The organism is Candidatus Methylomirabilota bacterium (assembly GCA_036001065.1).
Lineage (GTDB): Bacteria > Methylomirabilota > Methylomirabilia > Rokubacteriales > CSP1-6 > MNEF01.
This window is the reverse complement of the sequence record DASYUQ010000033.1, coordinates 85,526-112,114: the sequence shown is the minus strand read 5'-3', so window position 1 is coordinate 112,114 and position 26,589 is coordinate 85,526. Positions and strand designations below refer to the sequence as shown.

Here is a 26,589-nt window from a genome sequence, read left to right as displayed (position 1 = left end):
TTCCTAAACTGCGTGCCGGGTGTTCGAGTCACCCCGGGGGCACCACCTCCTTCAAGGACTTACGAGACGGTGGGCGTCTGTTCGCGGGGCGCGATGTGCGCGGGGTAACCGTACCTTTGCGGTTCACCCCCTCCCTTCGGTAACCATAATTTTGAGGCAACGCGCAGATTTGCGCGGGGACCCGCAGACGCAGTAGGCTCCCAGTGCGTCGACCACCACGGTGATGGAGAGGCTCACATGCACAGACACCTTCGTTACCTGATCCTGGCAATCGTCGGGCTCGCCCTGGGTGCCGGGGCCGCCCACGCCACCACGCACGAGTTCTACAAAGGGAAAGTCATCCGCATCGTCGTGGGGTTTGCGGCCGGCGGCGGCTTCGACACCTACGCCCGCGCGATCGGCCGCCACATGGGCAGACACATTCCCGGCAACCCCACGGTCATCGTCGAGAACATGCCAGGGGCCGGGAGCCTGATCGCGGCCAACCACGTCTACATGGTCGCGAAGCCCGACGGCCTCACCATGGGGCACTTCATCGGCGGGCTCTTCATGCTGCAGGTCTTCGGGAAGCCGGGCGTCGAGTTCGACGCCCGGAAGTTCGAATACGTGGGCGTCCCCGTGAAAGACAATCCGACCTGCGTGTTCACCCGGGCGAGCGGTATCACCAGCATCGAGAAGTGGCTCGCCGCCAAGACACCGGTCAAGGTGGGCGCCGTCGCTCCGGGTTCCACCACCGACGACGTGCCCAAGCTCTTGATGGCAGCCATCGGTGTTCCGCTCCAGGTCGTCTCGGGCTACAAGGGGACGTCGGCGATCCGGCTGGCGGCCGAGAGCGGTGAGGTGGCGGGCGGCTGCTGGGGCTGGGAGTCGATCAGGGCCACGTGGCGAAAGGGGATCGAAACGGGCGAGGTGGCGGTGGTGCTCCAGACGGCGCCCCAGCCGGCCCCCGACATTCCCAGCGTGCCGCTGGCGATGAACTTCGCCAAGACCGACGAGGCGCGCCAGCTCATCAAGGTCGGAATCCAGGACGCGGGCGCCATCACCCGCCCCTTCGTCGTGACGCCAGGCACGCCCCAAGACCGCGTGCAACTCCTCCGCAAGGCCTTCCTGGACACGCTGAAGGACCCGGAGTTCCTGACGGAGGCGCAGAAGACCAAGCTCGACGTCGAGCCCATGAGCGGAGAGGAGCTCGAACGCACCGTCCGGGGGCTCTTCAAGCTCGAGCCGGCGTTCGTCGCCAAGCTGAAGGACATCCTCAAATAGGCGCGGCGAGGGTCACTCGACGAGGCAACGTGTCCTCAGATCGTCCTCCCGCCGCGGGGAGAGGGGCTTCACAGTTCGTCTAGTGCCGTTCCAACTTGTTGATACTAAATCTGTCCACGAACGACGTACACGGTGCCTTCCTAGGCGCGAATAGTTGGAACGGCACTAGGGGATGCGGCCGCCACGCCACAAAAAGCCCATGCTCCGCGAAATCAGATACCCGGAGTCTCACCGGCCCGAACGCTCAAGCTACAAAGCTTCACCGACGCGCCGGCGCGGGGGCTTCGGCCACGACGTGGATGACACGCAGGCCGAACTTCCGCTCGGCCCGGTGCACCAGGTCCAACTTCAGCCAGCGGGAAACGCCCGGCGGCAATGTGCAGATGACGAGGGTGTGGTAGCCAGGGTGCATAAGCAGTTCGTCGGTGATCGCCTGCAGCGGCTCTGGCACCCCAACGGCAGTACGGAAAACTCGCGCTCCCGCCTTCTCTTCGAGTACCGTCTTTGCTGCTTCGGCGCGATGCCTTGCTACGTCTACCGTTTCGCCCTCCCACGTGAACGTCAAACCGGGCGCTTCCGGTACGAGCACGGCGAACTCCGCTGCGGGGTCCTCCGCGACCAGCGCACTCACTTTGCGCTGGAGGTCGGGGCTCAAGGCGGTCTGATGGGTGACGACGAGATACCTCGACATATATCCACCTCCGTCATGAACCTCGGTCGTCGATGGCGGCTATTATTCTCAAAGCCTTCTCGCGATGCTTCGCGAGGCGATCCACCCCCCGGTCCAGGCGGCCGTTTATTCGCTACGGGATGTTCCACAGTAGGTAGACAGTCATGGCCGTTCCCAGGAGGGCGGTGCCATAGCATAGGACGGCGATGAGCGCGGTCAGATGCTTCAGCTGCAGGCCATCGTAAAGCGTGTAGCGAAAGCGATGGGCCCAGTGGAAGAGAGGCAAAGAGATGAGCACGAAGAGGTAGAGTCGCGTCACGGGGTGCTTCAGAAGGCCGTGAAGGGTCTCGTAGCGCGGCGCCTCAAGCCACCCCAGGGGAAAGGCCAGCCCGGTCAGGAAGAGATGGACCGGGAACAGGAGGGCGGCGACCGTCCCCCCCGCGCTGAACAAGAGCCAGAGAAACGGCGTGATCGGTCTCACCCTCTATCCCCGAAGCAGAATAAGCGCCACGGCACCGGAAAGAGAAAGCCAGGCCGCGTAGTTCAGGCCAATAACGACCCAGTCGGGCGCCCGCTTGCCCCGCAACCGCACCACCATCGCTTTGGGAGCCAGATTGAACCAGGTGACGGCATGGAAGAGGATGAAGACAAACGCTACGCCGTGGAGGGCGAGGAAGAAGAGCGTCCCCAGGCACGCGAGGAAGTGAGCATAGGCCTCCGGGCCTTGCACGAGGGCGCGGAGCTGCCAGAGATAGACCACCGCGAAGAAGGCCACGAAGACACTCGTGAGCTCACGCAGGACGAAGCCGGTGTAGGTTGGGTTCTGTAACCACCACCAGACCGAGACGCGGCGACGGTACCAACGCGGATGGTACAGGGTGTGGCGGGTCTCGGCGCTCATCTCGTTCCCCAGGGGAGGAGGACCGCCTTGAGCCAGTGGGTCGCCGCTGTGAGCTTGTACTGCTGGATGGCGCCCGCGGGGTCCACGTTCTTGGGGCACACTTTCGTACACTCCCCAACGAAGGTGCACTGCCAGATGCCGTCTTTGCCGGAGAGGATCTCGAGGCGCTCCGCGGCCCCCTCGTCGCGGGAGTCCATGTTGTAGCGCTGGGCTAGAGCAATGGCCGCCGGACCGATGAAGCTCGGTTCGAGCCCATAGATGGGACACGCGGAGTAGCAGAGCATGCAGTTGATGCACATGCTGAACTGCTTGTAGGTGTCGAGCTCGTCGGGAGTTTGCAGGTATGCCCCCTCTGCGAGAGGCCTCTCCTCCTTTCGGATGATCCAGGGCTTCACCTTCTTGAGCTTCCGCATGAAGTCGCTGAGCTCCACCACCAAGTCACGCACCACGGGAAAATAGTCCAGGGGCTCCACCCGGACGGGGCCGGGCAAATAGTCGGAGAGGAAGGCCGCGCACGTGAGCTTCGGTGTGCCGTTCACCTTCATTCCGCAGCTGCCGCAAACGCCCATCCGGCAGGACCACCGGAAGGAGAGGGACCCGTCCAGCCTATCCTTGACGTAGTTGAGGGCGTCCAGAACCACCCAGTCCTTCCGAAAGGGAACCTCATAGGTCTGGAAGGTCGGCTCAGCCTCCTGCTCTGGTCGATAGCGCGCCACCGTCAGAGCAACCGTCGGCTCCATCCCCTCTCTACCTCCCGTAGACGCGTTTGCCCGGCGGCCAGCGTGTGATGGTCACCGGCACGTATTCGATCCGGGGAGGGCCGCCCTCGACCCGATAAGCCAGGGCGTGCGTCAGGAACTGCTGGTCGTCTCGCTCCGGGTAGTCGGTGCGCTGGTGCGAGCCGCGGGACTCCGTCCGTCGGAGGGCGGAGTGGACGATCGCCTCGGCCACATCCAGCATGTAGGAGAGCTCCAGCGCTGCGGTCAGCTCCGTATTGAAGGTGTAGCTGTGGTCGTCCAGCGAGAGCTCTTGGAATCTCTCCTGCAGGCTCTGGAGCTTCTCCGCCGCCTTTTGGAGGATCGTGCTCGTCCGGTAGATGCCCGCGCTATCCTCCATGGTTTCCTGCATCTCCGTCCGCAGCGTGGCGACCCGTTCGGTCCCGCCCGTCTTGCGCAGGAACTTTGCCTCGAGCCGCCGCTGCTCGTCATGGGCCTGGGCCAGGATGGACGGGCTCGGCTCCTTTTGCTTGGCAGCGAAGCTCGCGGCCGCCTTGCCGGCCCGCGCGCCGAAGACCAGGATTTCGGTGAGCGAGTTGGAGCCCAGCCGGTTGGCTCCGTTGATGCTCACGCAGGCGGCCTCGCCCGCGGCATAGAGCCCCGGCAGCGGCGTCGCGCAGCGTATGTCTGTCGAGATGCCGCCCATCATGTAGTGGACGACGGGGCGGACGGGGATCATTTCCTTGACCGGATCGATGTTCATGTACTTCAGGCACAGCTCCCGGACGAACGGGAGCTTCTTGTCGATGATCTTCTCTCCCAGGTGACGGATGTCCAAATGGACGTAATGGCCGTATCGCCCTTCAAGCGTGCGATCCTTCTCCTGTTCCTTGACGAAGGCCTGGGAGAGGCGGTCGCGGGGGCCCAGCTCCATCGAGCGCAATACCGGCTTCGGCTCGGGCTTGCCCAAGTCGTAATCCTGGAGGTACCTGTAGCCGTCCTTGTTGAGGAGCCATCCACCTTCCGACCGGGCCGCCTCGGTGATCAAGATCCCGGTGAAAGGAAGCCCAGTGGGATGGTACTGGACGAACTCCATGTCTTTGAGCGGCGCGCCCGCGCGATAGGCGAGGGCCATGCCGTCGCCGTTCTTGATGTTCGCGTTCGTCGTAAAGGGAAAGACCTTGCCGCAGCCTCCCGTACAGAGGATGACGGCCTTGGCCGTGATGGCCTGGATCTTGCCGGTCGCCAGCTCGATGGCCACCAGCCCCTGGCAGCGCCCGTCGTCCACCAGGAGCTTCGTGACGAACCACTCGTCGTACCGCTGGATCGCGTCGTACTTGAGGGTGGTCTGAAACAGCGCGTGGAGCATGTGGAAGCCCGTCTTATCGGCGGCGAACCAGGTGCGCTCGGCCTTCATGCCCCCGAACGGACGCACGGCGATGTGGCCGTCCGGCTCCCGGCTCCAGGGGCAGCCCCAGTGCTCCAGCCGGAGCATCTCCTCGGGAGCCTCTCTGACGAAGGCCTCGACCGCGTCCTGGTCGCAGAGCCAGTCCCCGCCCGAGATCGTGTCGTACGCGTGCTCGTCCAGGCTGTCCCCGGCCTTGATCACCGCGGCGGCTCCACCCTCCGCCGAGACCGTGTGGCTGCGCATGGGATAGACCTTGGAGATCACGGCGACGCGGAGGTTCGGATGCGTCTCGGCCACGGCGATGGCGGCGCGCAGGCCCGCCCCGCCGCCGCCCACTACGAGCACATCGCAGGTGAACAGATCCATGACTCTCGCTTGGAAGGCCTGACGCGCCTTTGGGCTTTGGTTTCGAGGTGGACGCTACACCGCCGCCATACCCACCGTCAAGGCTTGCGGACCGCTCTAATCGGCGTGGGACGCTCTCCTACAGTTTCGTCAAGGCGGCTCTGCAGCCGTCGGGGGCCAGATTCCATAAGACGAAGCAGCGCGCTGGGAGTCCGATGAGAGAGGGCCCCAAGCCCGCAGACCAGGTGTTCGATGCGCCTGCGGCATTAATGCCCGGGGGCGCCAATCCATTGAGTCACTGACGAAGCTTGCCGGCGCCTCGCCACAGGTCGGTGTTCGAAGGTCAAATTCTGTGAAGTTCGCCACTGCGATGAAGTGGGCGCTCCGGCGGTCGGAACCACCGGAGCGCCACAGGTCGCGGCTACTTCTTGGGTGAGCTCGGCTGGGGCTGTCCTGGTCCTGGCTTGCCCTGCCCCCCGCCGGGTTGCCACGGCTTCGGCTGGTCCTTCGGCTTGTCCATTGAGGTCACCCCCTCCCGGTGTCGGTGAGTCCGCACTTACATCCATCATATAGGGGGGCCCGGCCTCTCCGAAGCTTCGAAAACGCCCGCGCGTGCATGCCTGGGAAGACTCATAAGTTCAATTGGTTACGTGCCATCTCCTCAGTCACGACTACGAGATCGTGGCGTCGGGGTCAGGCCGCTCGGCGGCGTCGCCTGTCCGGGCTCGCCTTGGCGGGCGGCCGCTTGAGCGACTTCAGGGTCGACTTCAGCGTGGGCAGGACCTCCTTGGCGTAGAACGCGAAGAATCCCGCCTGGTCCGGGCCCACCTGGTGAATGACGACGTGGTCGAACCCCGCCTCCACGTACTTCGCGATCGCGGCGACGTGCTTCTCGGGGTCGGGCCCGCAGACGATCTCCCTGGCGACCGCGTCTGCCGTCACCAGCTTGGCCGCGTCCTCGAAGTGCTGGGGCAGCGGCAGCTCCCACGACAGCGAGCTCTCCATGGCGGCGGTCGGCCAAACCCGATGCGCGGTCTTGCGCGCCGATTTCTCGTCCCGGGCCCAGCAGACGGTGACACTCCCGTAGCGGGGCCGGCCTCGCCCACCCGTCGCGTCGAAGGCGCGGACGTACTCCGCTTCGGGGCCGGTGGCGATGAGGCCGTCGGCGAGGCGGCCTGCCACCTCGGCGCTCCTCAGGCCGCCGGCGGCGATCAGCAGCGGGGGCGGCTTCTCCGGCCGGGTGTAGAGCCTGGCGTTCTCCACCGTGAAGTACCGGCCGTGATGGCTGTGGTTCCCGCCCTTCCACAAGAGGCGGATGACCCCGATGGCCTCCTCCAGGCGCGCCTGTCTGACCTCTGTTTCCGGCCAGCCCTGCCCTACGATGTGCTCATTGAGGTTCTCCCCGGTCCCCACGCCCAGAAAGAAGCGTCCCGGCATCATCGCCGCCGACGTGGCCGCCGCCTGGGCCACGACGGCGGGATGTAGGCGCGTGGTGGGGCACGTCACCCATGTGCCCAGCCCGAGCTTTTCGGTGGCGTGGGCTATCGCGCCGATCACGCTCCAGACGAACGGGCTCTGGCCCTGGGCCTCGACCCACGGGTGGAAGTGGTCCGAGATCGTCGCGAAGGCAAACCCGTGCTCCTCGGCCATTTGTGCGTAACGGACGAGGTCGTTCGGCCGATGCTCCTCGCTCGACAGCTGGTAACCGATCTGAAGCGCCATCGCTCGCTTCTAGTGCCGTTCCAACTTGTTGGTACTAAATCTGGCCAGGAACGACGCGAGGCGGTTGCGCAAGAAGCGTTTACCCTTCCCCGTCTTCAAGAACCGTTACCGGCGAAACGCATCATCGCCACTCAGGCAGGCCTCGTAGTACACGAGTACCAGTGGCCGTCGGTAAGCGGTCGCGCGCACCTTTCCGTCGGCGTGCAGCTTGATTCGGGTGCGGAGGTCGTGCGTCGTTCCGGTGTAGAGCCGTTGATCTCGATCACTCCGCAACACGTACGTGTAGTACACGGCGCCTCCCTTGGCGCGAATAGTTGGAACGGCACTAGGCGGCCCTTGGTCCGCCCCCCTGGCGCCGCTCGGCCTCGGCGGCCATGCGATCACCGATCGATTCCAGATTTTCCTTATCCAGCTTCTTCGCGAGCTTGAACATCTCGTCCTCTTCCTCTTCCACATGATGCTCGATCAGCTCCTTGAGGACCGTCATCTTGGCGTCGAAGCGCTCGTCCTCCGGATCGACCTTCGGAAGCTCGGCGACGACCAGCTTGACCACGTGGTGCTCCTCGTAGGCCTCGAGCACCATCTCCTCGGCCTTCTTGGTCTCCAGGCCCCGGACCGCCGGGTAGAAGCTCTCCTCCTCCAGCATCATGTGGAGCTCGAGGCTTTGTTTGATCCCCCCCATGAGCTCCTTGCGCTCGTCCGGGTCCTCGCTCTTCTCGACCTTCTTGAACAGCGCCTCGACCTCGCGGTGCTGCTTCGTGAGTAGCTTGATCGGGTCCATCTCCGTCCTCCTCCGGGGAGTCTCTCGCGTGGAATGCACACACCATGCCGGTACGCTGGGATGGAGTCTCTCGTCGAGCCCACGATCGGGTGCCGGTTCACGGCGCCGTTCCGCGAGCAACGGAAGGACGTCGTCCATCGCGTCCGCGCGATGATCCGCGGCCTCGTTCTCACCGGCCCGCCATTTGCACATGGCCAGCTTCTTTACTGAAGGTGGACACGTGGCGTGAGCTCTTCCGGCGGATGAACCGTGAGTACGGGCGCCGCGGTCGGGCCGTTCTACTGCCCTGCTGACCAGAAGCTTTGTCTCGACCGCGATTTCTTTCGCGCGCTTCGCGACCGCCTCGGCGCGCCGCCGCGTCGACAGGACGGCGGCCAACGCGCTGTCGGTGCGCCAGGAGCTCCAGGCGGGGCACCAGCATCCCTTGATACCGAGAGGCGGCGGGACGGCCACGCGGCTAGCGCGGGTGTTCGCGCTTGACGTACTCTAGCGGGTATATCGCGAGGATCCCATCATGCCCGGAACGTACGAGCTGGCTCGTCTCTTCAAGCGGAATCCGGCTTCGCCCGCGGCCCGTCCATGAACGTGCCCCGCTTCGGCCTGAACCGGTTCGACTCCCGCTCCGTTGAGGCGTTCGCCGCGGACGTGCGACGCGCGGAGATGCTCGGCTGGGATGCGGCATTGCAGCCGGACTCGCAGCTCCGGCGCCGCGACACCTACGTCTTGCTCGCCGCGGCGGCCCAGACGACGGAGCGCATCGTGCTGGGGCCCCTCATCGCGAATCCCGTGAACAGACACCCGACCGTGACCGCGTCCGCGATCGCGACGATCGACGAGTTGGCCCCCGGTCGCACGCTGCTCGGCTGGGGCGTCGGCGATACGGCAGTCCGGCTGGCGGGGCTCCGGCCGGCGCGCGTCAAGGAGCTCGAAGCGAGCACGCGTCTGATGCACGCGCTGCTGGATGGCGAATCGGTCGACGTCGGGGCGGCGCGACCGGCGCGCCTGCCGCACCACCGGCCGGTGCCGATCTGGATCGCCGCTGGTGGCCCCCGCACGCTCCGCATGGCCGGCGGTGTCGCCGATGGCGTCTTCATGCGGGTCGGCACGCATCCGGCGAACATCGCGACGGCGGTCGACACCATCCACGCGGGCGCGGCTGACGCCGGGCGGGACCCGTCGGCCGTCCGCCTGGGTGCCGTGTTCCACACCGTGCTCGTCGACGATCCGGACCGCGCGATGACGATGGCCAAGTCCATGGCGGCCGGCTACTACGAGTATTCGCCGACCCTGTTCGACCCTCCGCGCCTGGTCTGGACGGGGCCGGATCCGGAGACGCTGAAGCGCCGGCACCAGGTCTGGCCCGATTTCCACCATGCACCAGATCTGGAGGCGAGCGGTCGAGTCGTCGACTTCCTGCCCGCGAGCGCCGCCGATGCGTTCAGCCTGCGCGGCGGACCGAGCGAGGTGGCCGAGCGGCTGATCGGCGTGCTGCGCTCGGCGCCGGCCGAGTTCGACTACGTCGTCCTGCATCCGATCCCGAACCCTCCGACGCCGGACGACCCCGAGCGCGGCTACATGGCGCGGATGGCGCGGGAGGTGCTCCCCCGCGTGCGTCGCGGGCTGGGCGAGCGGTAGCCGCCCGTCAATTGACGACGATGACCTCACGTAGCGAACGAACACCGGGCGGGCTGCTGGAGGCCGTCGCCCTGGCCGTCCTAGTGGGGGGCTGCGCGGGCGCACCGGCCGCTTCCGCCCCCCCACACGTCTCGGAGACCCCGCTCATCCCGGTCACGACCTTCTTCGCAAACCGCGACTCCAACTACGACTACCGGGTGTCCCCAGACGGCCGGCGACTGGCCTGGATGGCTTCCGCGGGCGGCCGGCTCACCGTGCACTTCCGCGAACTGGACGGCGGCGAGGTCGGCGTCATCGACACTCCCTGGAGGCGAAGCCTTCGAACGTTCCGCTGGGCCGCCGATAGCCGCCACGTGCTCTTCGAGCAGGACCGCGACGGCGACCAGAATCAGCACGTCTACGCGGCCGACACGGAGCGGCCGGGCGAGCAAGCGATCGACCTCACGCCCATCGGCGCCGCGCGGGCCGCGATCCATCGGGTCCTCCTCGCTGATCCGTGGCACATCCTCGTCCTCCAGAACCTGCGCACGCGCCGGGTCTTCGATCTCGTCCGCATCGACGTCCGCACTCGCCAAGGGGTCGTCGTCGGCGAGAACCCCGGTGATGTCATTCAGTGGATCACGGATCTCCACGGGCAGCTACGCGGCCGGATCCGGGACGTCGGCGACGGCCAGCGAGTCGTGGAGTGGCGGAACGGCGACCAGTGGCGGCCGCGGCTGCGTCTCGATCTGGAGGAGTGGTTCACCGTAGTGGGCTTCACCCCCGAGGGGCGGGCGGCCTGGGTCCTCACCAACCATGAGCGCGACCGCATCGCCCTCGTCCGCTTGGATCTCGAGACCGGCCGACGGACGCTCGTGCACGAGCATCCCCGGGTTGATGTGGAAGTGGCCGTCGCCAGCGAGGTGACGGGTGAGCTGCTCTACGCGGCCGCCTTTCCCAACTACCAGGACGTCCGTTTCTTCGACGCCGCCCTCGGCAAGGCGTTCGAGGCCATCCGCGCCGGAAGGCCTGCGGGCTTCGGGCTGCTCAGCCGCGACCTCGCCGGGCGGTTCAGCACCATCGAGGCTTACACCGACCGCGGGTCCACCTTCTGGCTCGTCGACGCGACGACCGGGCAGGGGATGCTCCTCGGCCGCTCGGCCATTGCCCGCCACGCCGACGCCCTGGCGCCGGTCGAGCCCGTGTCCTTCCCCAGCCGCGACGGGCTCACTCTTCACGGCTACGTTGCGCGCCCGCGCGGCTGGGACCGTCGCGCCGCTCCCATGGTCCTGCTGGTTCACGGCGGGCCGTGGGCGCGCGATTACTGGTACTACTCGCCCGTCGTGCAGCTCCTCGCCAACCGCGGCTATGTCGTGCTGCAGGTGAACTTCCGCGGCTCCAACGGCTACGGGCGCCGCTTCCGGGAGGCGGCAGTCGGGGAGTTCGCCGGCAAGATGCACGCCGATCTCCTCGACGCGGTCGACTGGGCCGTGCGACGCGGCGTCGCGGAGGCGCGCCGGGTGGGCATCATGGGCTGGAGCTACGGTGGCTACGCGACGCTGGTGGGCCTGACCTTCACGCCTGACGTGTTCGCCTGCGGCGTCGACATCGTCGGGCCCTCGAATCTGGTCTCGATGCTGGAGACGCGACATACCTACTGGACGTGGCACGCGCTCCGCTCGTACTGGCACAAGTACGCCGGCGATCCCGCCCGAGCCGAGGACCGCCGGCGCCTGGAGGCCAAGTCACCGCTCTTCGGCGCCGAACGCGTACAGCGTCCGCTCCTGATCGTGCACGGGGCCAACGATCCGAACGTCAAGCTGCAGGAGTCGGATCAGATGGTGGAGGCGCTCCGCCGGGTGGGCAAGGAGGTCGAGTACATCGTGTTCGCCGACGAGGGGCATGGCAGCTTCGACTGGCGCAACAACGTCAAGCTCTTCGAAGCCGTCGAGCGGTTCCTCGCCCGCCACCTCGGCGGCAGGGGGGCCGTTCCGGAGCCGCTCTCCGGAAAATAAGAGGATGGCGTTTGCAGAAGACGCGGGGAATTCGTTACGATGTCGCACTCCTTCGAGAATCGGCCGGGAGAGGTGGACAGACATGAACGAGCGACGTGACTTCCTCCGCCAGTCCGGGTCCCTGCTGGCCGGCGCCGCCGTCTTTGGCGTGTCCGGGTCGGCCAGCGCCCAGCAGAAGATGGTCTTCAAGGCCTCCGACGTGCACCCGCTCGGCTACCCGACGGTGGAAGCCGTCGTCCGCATGGGCAAGAAGCTCGAGGGCGCCACCAACGGCCGCCTCTCCGTCCAGATGTTCCCGGCCATGCAGCTGGGCGGCGAGAAGGAGATGCTCGAGCAGACCCAGGTGGGGGCGCTCCAGATCTGCCGGGTGAGCGTCGGCCCGGTCGGCACGATCGTCGACGAGCTCAATGTGTTCAACCTGCCGTTCGTCTTCCGCGACGAGGCGCACATGCGGAAGGTGATCGACGGCCCCATCGGGGAGGAGCTCATCGAGAAGATCACCAACGCGCCCAACTCGCGCCTGGTGGGCCTCGGCTGGATGGACGCCGGCACCCGCAGCGTCTACGCGAAGAAGCCCTTCAAGGCCCCCGCGGACCTGAAGGGCCAGAAGATCCGCATGATGGGCAACCCGATCTTCGTCGAGACCATGAACGCCATGGGTGGCAACGGCATCTCGATGGGGTTCAACGAGCTGTACAGCGCGCTGCAAACGGGCGTGGTGGACGGCGCCGAGAACAACCCTCCCACGCTGCTCACCCACAACCACTACCAGGTCAGCAAGTACTACAGCCTCACCGGCCACCTCATCATCCCGGAGATCTTCGTGTTCTCGCGCCGGACGTGGGACACGCTGTCCAGGGAGGATCAGGCGCTCGTCAAGAAGGTCTCCCGCGAAGCCCAGTCGGAGCAGCGCGAGCTGTGGGACAAGATGGTCACCCAGTCGGTACAGAAGCTGAAAGCTTCCGGCGTGCAGTTCGTGGAGGTCGACAAGAAGGCGTTCTACGAGGCCACCCGGCCGGTGCGCGACAAGTACGGGTCGAAGTGGACGGCGCTGGTCAAGCGCATCGAGGAGACCCGGTGACGTGGGTGTCAAGGCTCACTATGCCGCGGCCATGGAAGGGCTGTACGTGGCCTGCGTCGTCATCTCCGGCGTGAGCCTGGTCGTCATCACGCTGATCATTCCCTACGGCGTCTTCATGCGCTACGTGCTGAACGCCGCCGCCTCCTGGCCCGAGCCGGCCGCCGTCCTTCTGATGATCGTGTTCTCGTTCCTGGGCGGCGCGGCAGTGTACCGCGCCAACATCCACATGGCGGTGCGGGCGATCGTGGACTCGGTGGACGCGCGCATCCGCCGGGGGTTGTCGTGGCTGGTGGACGCCGCCATGACGGTGACCTGTCTCTTCATGGTCGTGTGGGGCGTCCAGCTCGTGCGCGCGACCTGGCACCAGGTGATCGCGGAGTTCCCGCTGTTGTCGGTCGGCGTCACCTACGCTCCGCTGCCGCTCGGCGGTATGGTGACGCTGCTCTTCATCGTCGAGCGTGTGTGGATCGGCGACCCGCCGCCGACCTCCGTGATGTACCGCGACCAGGCCGAGGCGCTGGAGTAGGAGGGGGGCGGTGGATGCGCTCGTCCTCCTCGGCTCGTTCTCGGCTCTCTGCGCGATGGGCATGCCGGTCGCCTACACCCTGGGCCTGTCCTGCCTGATCGCCGCGCTCTGGGTCGACATCCCGCTGGAAGCGGTGATGCTCAAGATCTCGGATGGCACCGACGATTTCGCGCTGCTGGCCATCCCGTTCTTCGTGCTGGCCGGTGCCATCATGGCCGAGGGCGGCATGGCCACCCGGCTGGTCAACCTCGCGAAGGTCCTGGTCGGCTTCATCCGGGGCGGGTTGGCGGTGGTGAACGTGCTGGCCTCCACGTTCTTCGCGGGCGTCTCCGGCTCGTCGGTGGCCGACACCGCCTCGATCGGCACCGTCATGATCCCGCAGATGGTGAAGGCCGGCTATTCCCGCGTGTTCGCCACCAACGTCACTATATGCGGCTCGGTGCAGGCGGTGCTCATCCCCCCCTCCCACAACGCGGTCATCTACTCGCTGGCGGCCGGCGGCACGATCTCGATCGCCCACCTCTTCCTGGCCGGCGTCTTCCCGGGGCTGCTGTTCGGCTTCTGCCTGATCGGGCTGATCTTGATGACGGCCTACCGGCGCGGCCTGCCGAAGTCGGAGCCCGTCCCGCTGCGACAGGCGTTCAAGATCGCCCTCGACGCCGTCTGGGGCCTCATCACCATGGTCATCATCCTGGGCGGGATCCTCGGGGGCGTGTTCACGGCCACCGAGTCGGCCGCGGTGGCTTGCGTGTACGCCTTCTTCGTCACCATCTTCATCTATCGCGACTACAAGTGGCACGACCTGCCCCGGCTGATTCACCGCACGGTGAAGACGGTGGCAATGGTCATGATGCTGATCGGCTTCTCGGCGGCGTTCGGGTACATGATGGCGATCATGCAAATCCCGACGCGGGCGACCGAATTTTTCCTGACGCTGACCACGAACAAGTACGCGATGCTTTTTCTCGTCAACGTTCTCCTGCTGGGCCTGGGCACATTCCTAGACCTGGCCCCCATGATTCTGATCTGCACGCCGATCCTGCTCCCGGTGGTGGTCAAGCTGGGGGTCGATCCGGTGCACTTCGGCATGATCTTGCTGGTCAACGGCGGTATCGGGCTGATCACGCCGCCGGTGGGGCCCACCCTCTTCGTGGGCTGCGCGTTGGGCCGGGTGACGATCGAGGAGGTGTCGCGCGAGCTCTGGCCGTTCTACGCTGCCATGCTGTTCGCGTTGTTGCTGGTCACATACCTCCCCGCCCTCTCGCTCTGGCTGCCCAGCCTGATCAAGTTTTGACTACCCTACAGATACTGGCCGGGCCCGGATGCCTCGGCTTCGCCCGGCGCCCCCGGGGAGCCCGGGGGCAATCCTCGGCGACGCATCTCCTCGAACTGGGCCCGGGCCTGCATGTGCTGCGCCCACAGGGCGGCCTGAATTCCGTGGAACAGCCCTTCCAGCCACCCCACCAGCTGGGCCTGGGCGATGCGGATTTCCGACTCGCTGGGCGTCCCTTGAAGGGGGATCGCGAGCGTGCCGAGCTCCTGCTGCAGATCCTCCGACAGGCCCTCCTTCAGCTCCGCCAGCGCCCGGTCGTATATCTCGCGCAGGCGTTTCCGACCGGCCTCGTCCAGAGAAGACTGCCGGACCTCTTGCAACAGCTCTCGGATCATCGACGCGATCCGGAGCAGTTTCGCCGGCTGGGAGACGAACTCCCCTGACTCCCGCCGCCCTTGACCGGGAACGATGATTTCGGGATCTCGCTCGCCCATCGGTCCGCCTCCCCCGAGCCGCTGCCCGTCAACGATTAACACACTCACCGGCGTGAAGCATCCTTCCGCGGGAGCCTGCGGGACGGCGCGCCGCTTCCGTCCGAGGGCCTCAGCTCAGGACCGGCATCGGTCGACGGTCGCCACCGGAGCCACAGGTGACTTCACATGCTCGGGGCGGATGCCGATCCCGACGAGCCAAGCCGGGATCCGTCGCAGCAGCGGGATGATTCCGATGAGACGGAGTGCCAGCGGCGGCTTCAACGGCCTCGTGCTGCCCAGCACTGACTTGATGACCCGGTTCTGAATCACCACCTGGATCCGCTGCGTCAGTCGCGTAGGCAGCTGGCGGCGCCTTTGCACCTGGTGTAAGTGGTGGACCGTCACCCGGCGCTCGCACAATGACGCCGCCAGGACATTGGCGGCGGCGACCGCGTCCTGGATCGCCAGGTTGATGCCGACCCCGCCGATCGGGGACATCGCGTGAGCGGCATCGCCGATGCAGAGCAGGCCCGGACGATACCAGCGGGAGACCCGGTCCACCTGCACCGTGAGCAGCTTCACATCGTCCCAGGCCCGGAGCTCGCCCGCCTGGCCCTTCGCAAACGGCGCCAATCGCGCCACCCTCTGGCGGAAGGATTCCAACCCCGCCGCGCGAATCTCGTCGAACTGGCCCTTGGGGATCACGTAGCCACACTGCCAGTACTCGCCGCGATTGATCATGATGAAGATCTGCCCGAGCTCGAAACGGCCCATGGTCTGGCCGGTGTCGTCCGGCGCGCGGGGGAGGCGGAACCAGAGGACGTCCATGGGGGCACCCAGCTCCGTCACCGGCAGGCCCGCCTTTTCGCGGACCGCGGAGTGCCGGCCGTCGGCGGCGACGACGAGATCGGCGCGGATCGCGATCGGGCCGTTCCTGCTCACCGCCTGCACTCCGGCCACGCGCCCCGACTCCTCGAGGAGCCCGGTCACCTCGGCCTGCATTTGCAATCGGAACGTGGGGTAGCGGGCGGCCTGACGGGCCAGGAAGTCGAGGAAGTCCCATTGCGGCATGAAGGCGAGGAACCGGCAACGCGTCGGCAGGTGAGTGAAGTCGGCGATCGGCACCGCCACGTCGCCGATCTGCGCCGTCAGCTCGCGAACTTCCTGGTGCGGCAGCCGCAAGAGGCTGTCCAGCAATCCGAGCTCGTGCATGACCTCGAGCGTCGACGGGTGGATCGTGTCGCCGCGGAAATCCCGCAGGAAGTCCGCGTGCTTCTCGAGAACGAGGACGCTGACCCCGGCGCGCGCCAGCAACAGTCCGAGCATCATCCCGGCTGGCCCGCCACCCGCGATGCAGCAGTGCACCCGACCCCGGTCACCCGCCATGTCGGCCGCCCCAGCGTGTCCGGATTCACGCGCGCGCGGACGGCAGCATGGTGCCCTCCGGGAACCGCTCCGCCTGGGGCGCGTAGGCGTACATCGCCTCGGGGTCGACGCGCATCAACACGACGTTGTCGCTCCAGCCGAACGGGCTCTACGACGACCGCCGCGACAATCGTCTCGACGTCGCGGACGGCCCGTTGGTGACCATACGGGCCAGCGCCTGGTTCTGACGTCGCTCTGGTTGCAAATCTTACCCGAGCTGCCGTCGGGCCGACGGTATGCCTCTTGCTGACCTCTTTCGCTCCGACGAGACCGCGATGGCTCCGCGGCTTCGGCGCGTAAAGCGCACCGTCCGACCGGTGCCGCGCTCGGCAGCGCCCGAGCAGCGGAGGAAAGGAGCGCAGGAGTATGAAAGTTCACGTTGGCGCACGGTTGTTCGCGTTTGTCATGGCCGCCGTCTTCGTGGCGAGCCAGGCCGCCGCCCAAGTGCAGGGCCCCCCCTCGCAGACGCCGGGCCCCGAGCCGCGCCGCGGGGCGCCGGCCGCCCTCGTCCTTCCCGTGGTGGGGAAGGCGGATGCCACTTCGGGACAAACATTTCGCGGCACGCTGAGCGTGCAGCGCTTCGCCTCGAGAACCAATGCTGACGGATCCCCCCAGGCCGTCGCAGTGGCGATGATCACCGGGACCGTGGTGGACGCGAACGGGACCCCCCTCAGTTCATTCCTCAAGGGCCCCGTCGAGATACCGGTCACGGTCAGCCAGCGCGTGTCCACTGGCCTGGCCCCGTCGGGGCAGGCGGCCAGACCGGTTGGCGAGGCCGAACCACTGGCGCCTCCGGACGACGTCATACTCGCCCAAGAGACGTGCGGAGTGCTGAATCTCGAGCTCGGTCCGATTCCGCTCGTGCTCGACGTGTTGGGGGCCATCGTCAACTTCACGACAGGCCCCATCTCGCTCGATATCTCCGGTGAGACGGGCGGGACAAACTTGCTCGGCACCCTCGTCTGCCGGATCCTCGGCACCCTCACCGGGGCGGTGGAGAACGTGGTCGGTCTGCTTAACCAACTCCTCGGTGTGCTGGGGGGCCTGACGGGCGGGTTGACGATTTAGGTAATCTTCACCGGGTGGGGCACCGGCACGTTGTAGCCGTAGCCCTGGCGGTTCCACGGGATGCTCGTCGGCTGGGTGTTCCCCTGGCCGTCGGTGGCCCTCGTCAGGATCACGTGCTCGCCGGGTCGGGCGTCCCACTCGAAGTCCCAGCGCGCCCAGGCCCTGGGGAGGTTCGGCTCGCGCAGGTTGGCCGGCCGCCAGGTGGCCCCGCGGTCCAGGCTGTAGTCGACGCGGCTGATGCGGCCGACCGGCGACCAGGCGAAGCCGCTCACCGTGTGCCGACCGGCCGGAAACGTCGCCCCCCACGGCAGCGCGACGGCACTCTTGAGCGTCTGGAGCCGGAGGGGCACCTTCGTCGGGTGATCGGGCCCCTCCAGCACGTACGTCGTCGTGGTGGTCGGCACGTCGATGCTGCCGTCGCGCACCTCGATCCGCCCCACCCACTTGATGTTGTTGATCCCGACCCAGCCGGGGACGACGGCCCGTACCGGAAAGCCGTGGTCCGGCAACAAGGGCTGCCCGTTCATCGCGTACGCCAGCAGGGTCCCATCCTCCCGGGCCTTTTCGAGGCTGATCGGCCGGTTCACCTTGACCGAGTCGAGGCCTTCGATGAGCACGTTGAGCACGTCGCGCGGCGTGTCGCGCTTCACCCTGGCCAGGTCGAGCACCGCGGCCAGCGGAACGCCGCTCCACTCGGCGACACCGATGGCGCCCAGGCGCCACTGGGTCCCCGAGGCGACGCGCCCCATGAACTCCTTGAAGAAGCCCCGGCCGTTGCCGGCGCACTCCACGAAGCAGATGACCGAGCGCGAGGGCAGACGCAGCAGGTCCTCGAAGGTCAGCTCGAGCGGCTGCTCGACCGCGTTTCCCTCGACGCGCAGTCGCCACGTGCGGAGGTCGAGAGCGGGGGTGGTCGCATGGTTGCGAATGAAGAAGTGGCTGCCGGGGGTCAGGTAGCCGCGGAGTGTTTCCAGCCGGGTCTCCTGGTTGATGCCGTGGTCGATGAAGATCTCGGCCGGCGCCGGCTTGGCGTGGACACGGGTGGGTTGCGACGGCGCCTGGGCCAGCGCCGGCCCGCTCCCCGCCAGGGCCGCCGTCGCCGCGGCCGCCGTCGATAGGAACTGCCGCCGCGTGAGGATCTGGTCCCGCTCCCTCCGCTCGTCCATGGCCGGATTGTAGCGTATGAGGGGCGCCTTGGCGTTCGGCCCCGCTTCGTGTACAAAGGACGGACGGCGACGTCGAGCCCCCACAGGAGGAGAGGACCCATGGCCCAGCTGAGGATTCCCCTGGACGCGCAGCGCTTCGCCAAAGGCCTGACCTGGAAGGACTATCTCGCCCAGATGGGCGACACCCAGGCCCGGACCGAGCACAACTACCAGAAGTCGGGCCTGACCGAGGAAGAGCGGGAATTCTTCAGCGGGATCAGCCAGGTGCGGAACGCGCTGATGCTCGCCGAGAACTGGTGCGGCGACGTCCACCGCAACTCGCCGCTGATCGCCCACATCTGCGAAGCGATGCCGAACTGCGACCTGCGCGTGTTCTTGCGCGACCAGAACCCCGACCTGCGAGACACCTTCCTGAACAACGGCTACCAGTCCATCCCGGTCGTGGTCTTCTTCGACAAAGACTGGAACGAGATCGGGCGCTGGATCGAGCGGGCCCACGCGGCGACGGCCAAGGCCACCGGGATCCGCGCGCGCACGGTCGATGCGGCTCCACCGGCGAAGGACAAGCAGGACGCCGCGATGGCCGAGTACCGGAAGCAGGTCCAGGCCGAGTACGACGTTCCCGGTGGCCCCCTCTGGCGCGCCGCCGCCAGCGAGGTGCGCCTGGTGCTGGAGCAGCGGCTGGGTCTGGCGGCCAAGAAGTAGCCGCGCGGGAGGCCGTCGTGAGCGACGCGAAGATCGAGACGATCCGGTCGTCGAGCGGCGGCGTCCTCGGCCGCGCGCACAGCGTGGTCCGCGGCCAGCGCCTCGTCCTGGACTCGTCATCGCGTCCCCAGCCCGATGCCCTGACGAACAGCGAGGCGTTCCTGGCCGGCATCTCGTCGTGCGGCGTCACGCTGATCGAGATGCACGCTCAGCAGGCCGGCATTCCGGTGACGCGCATGGCGGTGACGATCGAGGGCGTCCGCACCGCCGCCGAGCCCGCGCGATTCTCCCGCATCACCATGCGGTTCGAGATCGCCGGGGTGAGCCAGCCTCAGGCGGAGGCGCTGGTCGAGACGTATCGCGCGCGTTGACCCCTCTACCGCACGGTCGCGGGCGCGACCGAGGTGAAGATCGAGGTGGTGGCGGGGACCTGACTGCGCGGGCGACGATCCGATCGCCCTCGAACGCCGTCGAGACCCACTGCGGGCAACGAGTTTGCCCCTCAATCGGGCACGGCTCCGACGCCTGCTCGTCTGGACGGCAGACGCTGCCGTGGTCCCGTCATCGACGCGCGCGGTCGAGCGACCCGGCGTGGCTGCCGAGACTCCCTGGGCGTGCCCGCCGACCCATCCCATCAAGGGCTACGTCACCGAGGAGTCGGGACGCGTGTATTACGTGCCCGGGAGTCGGTTCTACGAAGAGGCGAGTCCCGAGCGCTGCTACGCCAGCGAGGCCGAAGCCCGGCGGGATGGCAGCCGTCCCGCCGACATCGCCCGGCGGGCACCCGCCGAGACACTTTATTGACTTAACTATTAAGTGGCTGTACCTTGGCCGCATGAGCACGCGCCGCGCCCACGTCTCCGCGGGGGTCACCCGGGACACCGAACGCCTCCTCGACCTGCTCAACGCGCTGGGAAGCACCACCTTCCGGCAGCTCCTGTGGCAGAAGTCGTCGCAGCTCGAGCTGACCTATGCCCAGTCGCAGGTGCTGTTCTACGTCGGGGCGCATCCGGGCTGCCACATGGGCGATGTGGCCAAGGCCTTCGCCGTGACGCTGCCGGCGGTGACCCATATCGTGGACCGCCTCGAGCAAAAGGGGTTCCTCCTGCGCGCCGACGACCCGGCCGACCGTCGCGTCTACGTCCTGGAGCTCACACGCAAGGGCACGCACGTTGCTGGTGAGCTCCAGGCCATCCGGATGCGTGGGCTGGAGCGGGTGGTGGCGCGAATGTCCGCCGACGATCGCCAGCAGGTCATCAAGGGACTCGAGGCGCTCGTGGGTGCGGCGCTGGCGAAGCCTCGGAGGATGAAGTCATGAGAACGAACATCGGAGCGCCGCTCGTCGTCTTGGCGCTGGCCGCGCTGGCGCTGGCGGGCTGCTCCGACCGGGCCGGGGGGACGCCGGCACGCCAGGGGGCGGCCCCGGCGGTCCCGGTGACGGTCGGCGAAGCGGTCGAGAAGGACGTGCCAATCCAGGTGATCGCCGTGGGCAACGTGCAGGCCTACACGACGGTGGCGGTGAAGTCGCAGGTCGCGGGACAGGTCCTTCAGGTCCACTTCCGCGAGGGGCAAGAGGTGGAGAAGGGGCAGCTGCTGTTCACGATCGATCCGCGGCCCCTCGAAGCAGCCCTGCGCCAGGCCCAGGCCAACGTCGCGCGTGATATCGCCCAGCTCCGCCAGGCGGAGGCGGCCCACGGGCAGCGGCGAGCCGAGGTCCAGCAGGCCGAGGCGAACCTCGCCCGCGACATGGCGCAGCTGGAGAACGCCCGCGTGCAGGAGCAGCGGTACCGGACGCTCGTCGAGAAAGAGCTGGTGGCCCGCGAGCAGTACGACCAGTTCCGGACCAACGCCGCCGCCCTGGAGGCGACGATCCAGGCCGACCGGGCGGCGGTGGACAACGCCAAGGCGTCGGCGCAGGCGGCCCAGGCCACCGTGGACAACGCCCGGGCCGTGATCGCCGCCGACGAGGCGATGGTGGACAACGCGCGTCTACAGCTCGGCTACACGACCATCCGGGCGCCCATGAACGGGCGGACGGGCAACATCCTCGTCCAGCCTGGCAACGTGGTGAAGGGGAACGATGACGGCGCTCTCGTTACCATCACCCAGGTGCACCCGATCTATGTCTCGTTCGCGGTGCCAGAGCAGTACCTCGGCGACATCAAGCGGTTCGCCGCCGCCGGCCCCCTCCGGGTGGAGGCGTATCCCGACCGGGCCCGGCCTCCCGCCCGGGGCGAGCTGACCTTCGTCAACAACACCGTCGACCCGTCCACCGGCACCATCCAGCTGAAGGCCACCTTCCCCAACGCCGACAACGCGCTCTGGCCGGGGCAGTTCCTGGACGCCGTGCTCACGCTGACCACGCGGCGGAACGCGATCGTCGTGCCCTCGCAGGCGATCCAGCCCGGGCAGCAGGGAAGCTTCGTCTTCGTGGTGAAGCCGGATCTCACGGTGGAGTCGCGCCCGGTGGAGGTGGGCCGGCGACTGGAGCGCGAGACGGTGGTCGAGAAGGGGCTGGCGGCCGGTGAGCAGGTCGTCACCGAGGGGCAGCTGCGGCTGGCCCCGGGGACGAAGGTCGACATCAAAGCCCAGGCGTCGTGAGCACCGATCTCTTCATCCGCCGGCCCGTCCTCACCACGCTCTTCATGGCGGCGCTGCTGCTGGCCGGCGCCCTGGGGTACCGGCTGCTGCCGGTCAGCGATCTGCCCAACGTCGACTTCCCGACGATCCAGGTGTCCGCCTCGCTGCCGGGCGCCAGCCCGGAGACCATGGCCTCCGCGGTGGCGACGCCGCTCGAGCGCCAGTTCACGACGATCGCGGGCATCGACTCGATGACGTCGACCAGCGCCCAGGGCCTCACGCAGATCACCATCCAGTTCACGCTCGATCGGAGCATCGACGCGGCGGGGCAGGACGTCCAGGCCGCGATCACGAAGACCCTGCCGCTCCTGCCACCGGGGATGCCGACGCCTCCGACGTATCAGAAGGTCAACCCTGCGGATCAGCCGGTGCTCTACCTCTCACTCAGCTCGCCGACGCTTCCCCTCTACACCGTCGACGAGTACGCCCAGACGTACCTCGCCCAGCGCATCTCCACCATCAGCGGGGTGGCCCAGGTGCAAGTGTTCGGGTCCCAGAAATACGCGGTCCGGGTGCAGGTGGACCCGCGCGCGCTGGCCGGCCGCGGCATCGGCATCGACGAGGTGGAGCAGGCCATCGCGCAGGGCAACGTGAACCGCCCCACGGGCACGCTCTACGGCGCCCGCCAGGCCTACAGCGTTCAGGCCACCGGGCAGCTCATGGATGCCGCCGCCTACCGCCGGCTCATCGTCGCCTACCGCAACGGCTCTCCGGTGCGACTGGAGGAGCTGGGCCGGGTGATCGACGGGGTGCAGACCGACAAGGTGGCGAGCTGGTACAACGACGAGCGGGCCGTCATCCTCGCCATCCAGCGCCAGCCGGGAACGAACACGGTGGAGGTGGTGGACGCCATCAAGGCCCTCCTGCCCAGCTTCCGCCTCCAGCTCCCGGCCTCGGTGCGCCTGTCGGTGCTCTACGACCGTTCGGTGGGCATCCGCGAGTCGGTCCACGACGTCGAGTTCACGCTGCTCCTGAGCATCGCGCTGGTCGTCCTGGTCATCTTCGTCTTCCTTCGGAACCTGTCGGCCACCGTCATCCCCAGCCTGGCGGTGCCGCTCTCGATCATCACCACCTTCGGCGCAATGTACCTGCTCGGCTACACGATCGACATCCTCTCGCTGATGGCGCTCACCCTGTGCGTGGGCTTCGTCGTGGACGACGCCGTCGTCATGCTCGAGAACATCGTGCGGCACATGGAGGCCGGTGAGGGCCGGATGGAGGCGGCTCTCAAGGGCGCGCGGGAGATCGGCTTCACCATCCTGTCGATGACGCTCTCCCTGGCTGCCGTCTTCATCCCCGTCCTCTTCATGGGCGGGGTGGTGGGCCGCCTCCTCCACGAGTTCGCGGTGACGATCGGCGTCGCCGTGCTCGTCTCCGGGGTGGTGTCGCTGACGCTGACGCCGATGCTGTGCAGCCGATTCTTGAGATCGCCCGGAGAGTCGCACGGCCGGCTCTACAGACTGTCGGAGCGTTTTTTCCAGGGGATGCTGAAGACCTATGACGGCAGCCTCAAGTGGGTGCTCCGGCATCCGCGCACCACGATGGCCGTGCTCTTGGGAACGCTTCTCCTCACGGCCTACCTCTTCGTGGTCATCCCCAAGGGCTTCATTCCCAACGAGGATACGGGACAGATTTTCGCCTTCACCGAGGCCGCCCAGGACATCTCCTTCGAGGCCATGCGGGAGCGCCAGCAGGCGGTCGCCGAGATCGTCCGCCGGCAGCCCTACGTCGACCAGTTCATGTCGTCGATCGGCGCCGGCGGCTCGAACATCGTCCCCAACACCGGCCGGATGTTCATCAGGCTGAAACCCCGCACCCAGCGGCCGCCCGTGGAGCAGGTCATCCAAGACTTACGGTCGCAGCTCGCCGGCGTGCCCGGGATCAACGTGTATCCCCAGAACCTGCCGACCATCCGCATCGGCGGGCAGCTCACGAAGGCGCCGTACCAATACACGCTGCAAGACACGGATCTCCAGGAGCTCTACCGCTGGGCGCCGATCCTGTTCGAGAAGATCCGCGGACTGCCCAGTCTCCAAGACGTCAACACCGATCTGCAGATCACGAGTCCTCAAGTGATCGTCGACATCGACCGGAACAAGGCCTCCGCGCTCGGCGTGACCGCCGACCAGGTGGAGAGCGCGCTCTACAATGCCTACGGCTCCCGGCAGGTCTCGACGATCTACACGCCGTCCAACCAGTACTGGGTGATTCTCGAGCTCCACCCGCAGTACCAGCGGGATCCGACGGCGCTGTCGCGCCTCTACATCCGCTCCGCCAGCGGCGCGCTGGTTCCACTCGACGCGGTGGCGGCCCTCCGGTTGGGCGTCGGGCCCCTCACCGTCACGCACCTGGGGCAACTGCCGTCGGTCACGATCTCCTTCAACGTGAAGCCCGGCGTGTCCCTGGGCGAGGCGGTGGCCCAGGTCGACCGCCTGCGGCAGGAGCTGCGGCCGCCGGCAACGCTGAACATGAGCTTCCAGGGCACGGCCCAGGCCTTTCAGGCCTCCCTGAAGGGGCAGGGCCTCCTGCTCCTCGTCACGCTGCTCGTCATCTACATCGTGCTGGGCGTGCTCTATGAGAGCTTCGTCCACCCGCTGACCATCCTCTCCGGCCTGCCGTCGGCGGGCGTGGGGGCGCTCTTGACGTTGATGCTTTTCGGCGCCGAGCTCAACGTGTACGGCTTCGTCGGGATCATCATGCTGGTAGGGATCGTGAAGAAGAACGCCATCATGATGATCGACTTCGCGCTGGAGGCGGAGCGGGGAGGGGCCCGGCCGGCGGACGCGATCTACCAGGGGTGCCTCCTGCGCTTCCGTCCGATCATGATGACCACGATGGCGGCGCTCCTGGGAACCCTTCCCATCGCTCTGGGGTGGGGGGCGGGCGCCGATGCCCGCCGTCCGCTCGGGCTGGCGGTGGTGGGCGGTCTCCTCCTCTCGCAGCTCCTGACGCTCTACATCACGCCGGTCGTCTACATCTACATGGAGTCGCTCCAGGGCGCGCTCGGCTCGGCCAGGCCTCGCCTCAGTCGCCTGTTCGGTGTCCGCCGTCGACCGACCCGCCCCGTGTCCGCCGTCGGCCCTCGGTGACCCTTCGCCCCCGCGACCGGGGCTGTAAAAGATGGACGGCCCGGGGGCCCCGTCGAAGGGAGTCCCAGTTTGGCGCGGGCAGGTCGTCGGGGTATGTCAACTGAAGCACGGCCTGCTCCGTCTATGTGGGTAGGGGCCGAGGATTCAATAGACTCGGCTGAAGGAGGGCCAGGAAGATGAAGTGGCTATCGAGACTTGGAGCGGTCGCGATCATGGCGCTGGCTGTCACGGCTCCGGCGTACGCCCACGGGTATCGCGGGTTCGAGGGCGGCGGCTACGGCGGTACGGGGGACTTCCCGTTTCCTCTGCGCGGGCTGGGCCTGACCGAGGACCAGCAGGCGCAAGTGCGGCAAATCATGGCGAACCATCGTCCGGAGTTTCACCGGCTCGCCGGGGAGATCCGGTCGGCGCGCGAGGCGCTGAGCGCCAAGCTCTACGCGTCCAACCCTGTCGGTCCGACGGACCTTGTCCCCCTCGCCGAGCAGATCGCCCGGCTGCAAGGCCAACTGACCCAGCAGAGACTGCAGGTGGCCCTGGAAATCCGCGGCGTCCTGACGCCCGAGCAACTGGCGAAGGCCGCCCAGACGCGGCAGCGGCTGATCGAGCTCAGCAAGGAGATGAGGGGCCTCCGCGGGGGCAGTCAGTAGCGAGCGGCGCCGAGCGGGCCGAGGACGCCTCGACGTCCACCCGGCGAGCGCGCTATGCTGAATACCCATGAGGCCGAGCGCATCCAAACGAACGGGAGGAGACCCGTGAGAAAGGCGGCGGCGGTTTCGCTCCTGGCGGTCACGCTCCTTCTCGTCGCGGTTGTACCGAGTGACGCCTGGCATGCGGGCCGGCACCGGCATCCCGGCGTCCGGACCCGCGTGTTCGTCGGCTTTGGGCCGTCGTTCTGGTGGGGCCCCCCGTATCCGTACTGGTATTACCCGCCGCCCTATTACGTCTACTCCCCGCCACCGGTCGTCGTAGAAGAACCGCCGGTGTATATCCAGCAGCCGCCGGCTTCCGCACCCTCGTCGTTCTGGTACTACTGTTCGAGCGCCAAAGCCTATTACCCTGCGGTCCCGACGTGCCCCGAGGCCTGGATCAGGGTGCCGCAGCGGACCGAGTAGAAGTCGAGGGAGAACCATGGGGAGGAGATCCGGCACTCTCGTCATCGCGACTGCCGTGCTCCTGACGGCTTGCGCGACGGTACCCACCGGACCGAGCGTGATGGTCCTGCCCGGGTCGGGAAAGAGCTTCGAGCAGTTTCAGGTCGATGACGTGGTCTGCCGCGAGTGGGCGGCGCAGCGGACTGGAACGACGGGGAAGCGAGCGTCGACGGAGAGCGCGGTGAGCGGCGCGGCCATCGGGACCGCCGTCGGCGCGGCCGTCGGCGCTGCGGTCGGCGCGGCCGCCGGCAGCCCGGGGACGGGAGCGGCGGTGGGCGCGGGCGGCGGCCTGCTCGGTGGAACGGCGATCGGGGCGAGCAGTGCCCAGGGCGCCGAGAGGTCGGTGCAGCGGCGCTACGACATGACCTACATGCAGTGCATGTATGCCAAGGGCAATCAGATCCCTGTCACCCGGGGCTCTCAGCCGGCGTACTCTTCGCAGCCTGGGGCTGCGCCACCTGCCACCAACATTCCGGCGGGAGTTCCCGCTCCGCCGGCTGGCACTCCGCCCCCACCTCCTCCCGGGCCCTCGCGGTGAAGAACGCCTGGGGGGCGCC

At 67.4% G+C, this 26,589-nt stretch carries 28 protein-coding genes and 1 pseudogene; 18 read left to right on the top strand and 11 right to left on the bottom strand.

All coding sequences use genetic code 11. The annotated features are described in order from the left end of the window. The first annotated feature begins 237 nt into the window (after window positions 1-237). A complete protein-coding gene (locus VGV13_03190; protein ID HEV8640084.1) occupies window positions 238-1,263 on the top strand; it encodes a tripartite tricarboxylate transporter substrate-binding protein in 1,026 nt (341 codons plus the stop codon). 259 nt (window positions 1,264-1,522) lie between these two features. Here the strand turns inward: VGV13_03190 and VGV13_03185 are convergent, their stop codons facing one another. From VGV13_03185 to VGV13_03150, 8 genes are all read right to left on the bottom strand, one after another. Next, window positions 1,523-1,954, bottom strand: coding sequence for a hypothetical protein (locus VGV13_03185; GenBank protein HEV8640083.1), 432 nt, complete (start codon window positions 1,952-1,954; stop codon window positions 1,523-1,525). Window positions 1,955-2,066: 112 nt separating this feature from the next. After that, window positions 2,067-2,414, bottom strand: coding sequence for a fumarate reductase subunit FrdD (gene frdD / locus VGV13_03180; protein ID HEV8640082.1), 348 nt, complete (start codon window positions 2,412-2,414; stop codon window positions 2,067-2,069). A 3-nt stretch (window positions 2,415-2,417) separates the two neighbouring features. Further along, entirely contained in the window at window positions 2,418-2,834 is a 417-nt protein-coding gene (locus VGV13_03175) for a fumarate reductase subunit C (GenBank protein ID HEV8640081.1), read from the bottom strand. Next, a complete protein-coding gene (locus VGV13_03170) occupies window positions 2,831-3,574 on the bottom strand; it encodes a succinate dehydrogenase/fumarate reductase iron-sulfur subunit (protein HEV8640080.1) in 744 nt (247 codons plus the stop codon). Before VGV13_03170 ends, VGV13_03175 begins: the two co-directional genes overlap by 4 nt. Window positions 3,575-3,581: 7 nt before the next feature. Beyond that, window positions 3,582-5,324 (bottom strand): fumarate reductase (quinol) flavoprotein subunit, encoded by a 1,743-nt coding sequence (gene frdA, locus VGV13_03165; protein ID HEV8640079.1) that lies wholly within the window; start codon window positions 5,322-5,324, stop codon window positions 3,582-3,584. Between the two features lie 672 nt (window positions 5,325-5,996). After that, entirely contained in the window at window positions 5,997-7,025 is a 1,029-nt protein-coding gene (locus tag VGV13_03160; GenBank protein HEV8640078.1) for a TIGR03557 family F420-dependent LLM class oxidoreductase, read from the bottom strand. Window positions 7,026-7,130: 105 nt separating this feature from the next. Further along, window positions 7,131-7,301 (bottom strand): GIY-YIG nuclease family protein, encoded by a 171-nt coding sequence (locus tag VGV13_03155; GenBank protein ID HEV8640077.1) that lies wholly within the window; start codon window positions 7,299-7,301, stop codon window positions 7,131-7,133. Window positions 7,302-7,350: 49 nt separating this feature from the next. Beyond that, complete coding sequence (locus VGV13_03150) at window positions 7,351-7,806, bottom strand: hemerythrin domain-containing protein (GenBank protein ID HEV8640076.1); 456 nt, start codon at window positions 7,804-7,806, stop codon at window positions 7,351-7,353. Between the two features lie 60 nt (window positions 7,807-7,866). Between VGV13_03150 and VGV13_03145 the strand changes: the two genes are divergently transcribed. From VGV13_03145 to VGV13_03115, 7 genes and pseudogenes are all read left to right on the top strand, one after another. Continuing rightward, window positions 7,867-8,016 carry a hypothetical protein gene (locus VGV13_03145; protein ID HEV8640075.1) on the top strand — a complete coding sequence of 50 codons (150 nt, stop codon included), beginning with the start codon at window positions 7,867-7,869 and terminating at the stop codon, window positions 8,014-8,016. Window positions 8,017-8,067: 51 nt separating this feature from the next. Continuing rightward, a pseudogene (locus VGV13_03140) lies at window positions 8,068-8,157 on the top strand (neutral zinc metallopeptidase). Window positions 8,158-8,385: 228 nt separating this feature from the next. Further along, window positions 8,386-9,441 (top strand): LLM class flavin-dependent oxidoreductase, encoded by a 1,056-nt coding sequence (locus tag VGV13_03135; GenBank protein ID HEV8640074.1) that lies wholly within the window; start codon window positions 8,386-8,388, stop codon window positions 9,439-9,441. A gap of 20 nt (window positions 9,442-9,461) precedes the next feature. Further along, the gene (locus VGV13_03130; protein ID HEV8640073.1) at window positions 9,462-11,435 is read left to right on the top strand and encodes a S9 family peptidase; all 1,974 of its coding nucleotides are present in this window, start codon (window positions 9,462-9,464) and stop codon (window positions 11,433-11,435) included. Window positions 11,436-11,517: 82 nt separating this feature from the next. Next, on the top strand, window positions 11,518-12,516 hold the full coding sequence (locus VGV13_03125) for a TRAP transporter substrate-binding protein (GenBank protein HEV8640072.1): 999 nt from the start codon (window positions 11,518-11,520) through the stop codon (window positions 12,514-12,516). Between the two features lies 1 nt (window position 12,517). Beyond that, window positions 12,518-13,042 carry a TRAP transporter small permease gene (locus VGV13_03120; protein ID HEV8640071.1) on the top strand — a complete coding sequence of 175 codons (525 nt, stop codon included), beginning with the start codon at window positions 12,518-12,520 and terminating at the stop codon, window positions 13,040-13,042. A 10-nt stretch (window positions 13,043-13,052) separates the two neighbouring features. Further along, the gene (locus tag VGV13_03115) at window positions 13,053-14,336 is read left to right on the top strand and encodes a TRAP transporter large permease (GenBank protein ID HEV8640070.1); all 1,284 of its coding nucleotides are present in this window, start codon (window positions 13,053-13,055) and stop codon (window positions 14,334-14,336) included. Window positions 14,337-14,341: 5 nt separating this feature from the next. Here the strand turns inward: VGV13_03115 and VGV13_03110 are convergent, their stop codons facing one another. Then, on the bottom strand, window positions 14,342-14,809 hold the full coding sequence (locus VGV13_03110; protein ID HEV8640069.1) for a proteasome activator: 468 nt from the start codon (window positions 14,807-14,809) through the stop codon (window positions 14,342-14,344). Window positions 14,810-14,923: 114 nt separating this feature from the next. Next, window positions 14,924-16,174, bottom strand: coding sequence for an FAD-dependent oxidoreductase (locus VGV13_03105; protein HEV8640068.1), 1,251 nt, complete (start codon window positions 16,172-16,174; stop codon window positions 14,924-14,926). Window positions 16,175-16,579: 405 nt separating this feature from the next. On the opposite strand from VGV13_03105, the gene VGV13_03100 reads away from it, so the two are divergent. Further along, the gene (locus VGV13_03100; GenBank protein HEV8640067.1) at window positions 16,580-17,281 is read left to right on the top strand and encodes a hypothetical protein; all 702 of its coding nucleotides are present in this window, start codon (window positions 16,580-16,582) and stop codon (window positions 17,279-17,281) included. On the opposite strand, the gene VGV13_03095 is transcribed toward VGV13_03100, so the two are convergent. Further along, complete coding sequence (locus tag VGV13_03095; protein HEV8640066.1) at window positions 17,278-18,447, bottom strand: sulfite oxidase; 1,170 nt, start codon at window positions 18,445-18,447, stop codon at window positions 17,278-17,280. The two genes, VGV13_03100 and VGV13_03095, sit on opposite strands and share 4 nt — an antisense overlap. Before the next feature lie 99 nt (window positions 18,448-18,546). Between VGV13_03095 and VGV13_03090 the strand changes: the two genes are divergently transcribed. The 9 genes from VGV13_03090 (at window position 18,547) to VGV13_03050 (ending at window position 26,570) form a co-directional block, all read left to right on the top strand. Continuing rightward, entirely contained in the window at window positions 18,547-19,152 is a 606-nt protein-coding gene (locus tag VGV13_03090; GenBank protein ID HEV8640065.1) for a thioredoxin family protein, read from the top strand. A gap of 17 nt (window positions 19,153-19,169) precedes the next feature. After that, window positions 19,170-19,523, top strand: coding sequence for an OsmC family protein (locus VGV13_03085; GenBank protein ID HEV8640064.1), 354 nt, complete (start codon window positions 19,170-19,172; stop codon window positions 19,521-19,523). 220 nt (window positions 19,524-19,743) lie between these two features. Next, complete coding sequence (locus VGV13_03080) at window positions 19,744-19,956, top strand: hypothetical protein (GenBank protein HEV8640063.1); 213 nt, start codon at window positions 19,744-19,746, stop codon at window positions 19,954-19,956. 31 nt (window positions 19,957-19,987) lie between these two features. Next, window positions 19,988-20,470 carry a MarR family transcriptional regulator gene (locus VGV13_03075; protein ID HEV8640062.1) on the top strand — a complete coding sequence of 161 codons (483 nt, stop codon included), beginning with the start codon at window positions 19,988-19,990 and terminating at the stop codon, window positions 20,468-20,470. After that, window positions 20,467-21,753 (top strand): efflux RND transporter periplasmic adaptor subunit, encoded by a 1,287-nt coding sequence (locus VGV13_03070; protein ID HEV8640061.1) that lies wholly within the window; start codon window positions 20,467-20,469, stop codon window positions 21,751-21,753. The genes VGV13_03075 and VGV13_03070 overlap by 4 nt, the downstream gene beginning before the upstream one ends. Then, on the top strand, window positions 21,750-24,881 hold the full coding sequence (locus VGV13_03065) for an efflux RND transporter permease subunit (GenBank protein HEV8640060.1): 3,132 nt from the start codon (window positions 21,750-21,752) through the stop codon (window positions 24,879-24,881). Before VGV13_03070 ends, VGV13_03065 begins: the two co-directional genes overlap by 4 nt. Before the next feature lie 212 nt (window positions 24,882-25,093). Then, window positions 25,094-25,528, top strand: coding sequence for a Spy/CpxP family protein refolding chaperone (locus VGV13_03060; protein HEV8640059.1), 435 nt, complete (start codon window positions 25,094-25,096; stop codon window positions 25,526-25,528). A gap of 105 nt (window positions 25,529-25,633) precedes the next feature. Then, complete coding sequence (locus VGV13_03055) at window positions 25,634-25,993, top strand: hypothetical protein (GenBank protein HEV8640058.1); 360 nt, start codon at window positions 25,634-25,636, stop codon at window positions 25,991-25,993. Window positions 25,994-26,009: 16 nt separating this feature from the next. After that, complete coding sequence (locus VGV13_03050) at window positions 26,010-26,570, top strand: YMGG-like glycine zipper-containing protein (GenBank protein ID HEV8640057.1); 561 nt, start codon at window positions 26,010-26,012, stop codon at window positions 26,568-26,570. The last annotated feature ends 19 nt before the right edge of the window (window positions 26,571-26,589 follow it).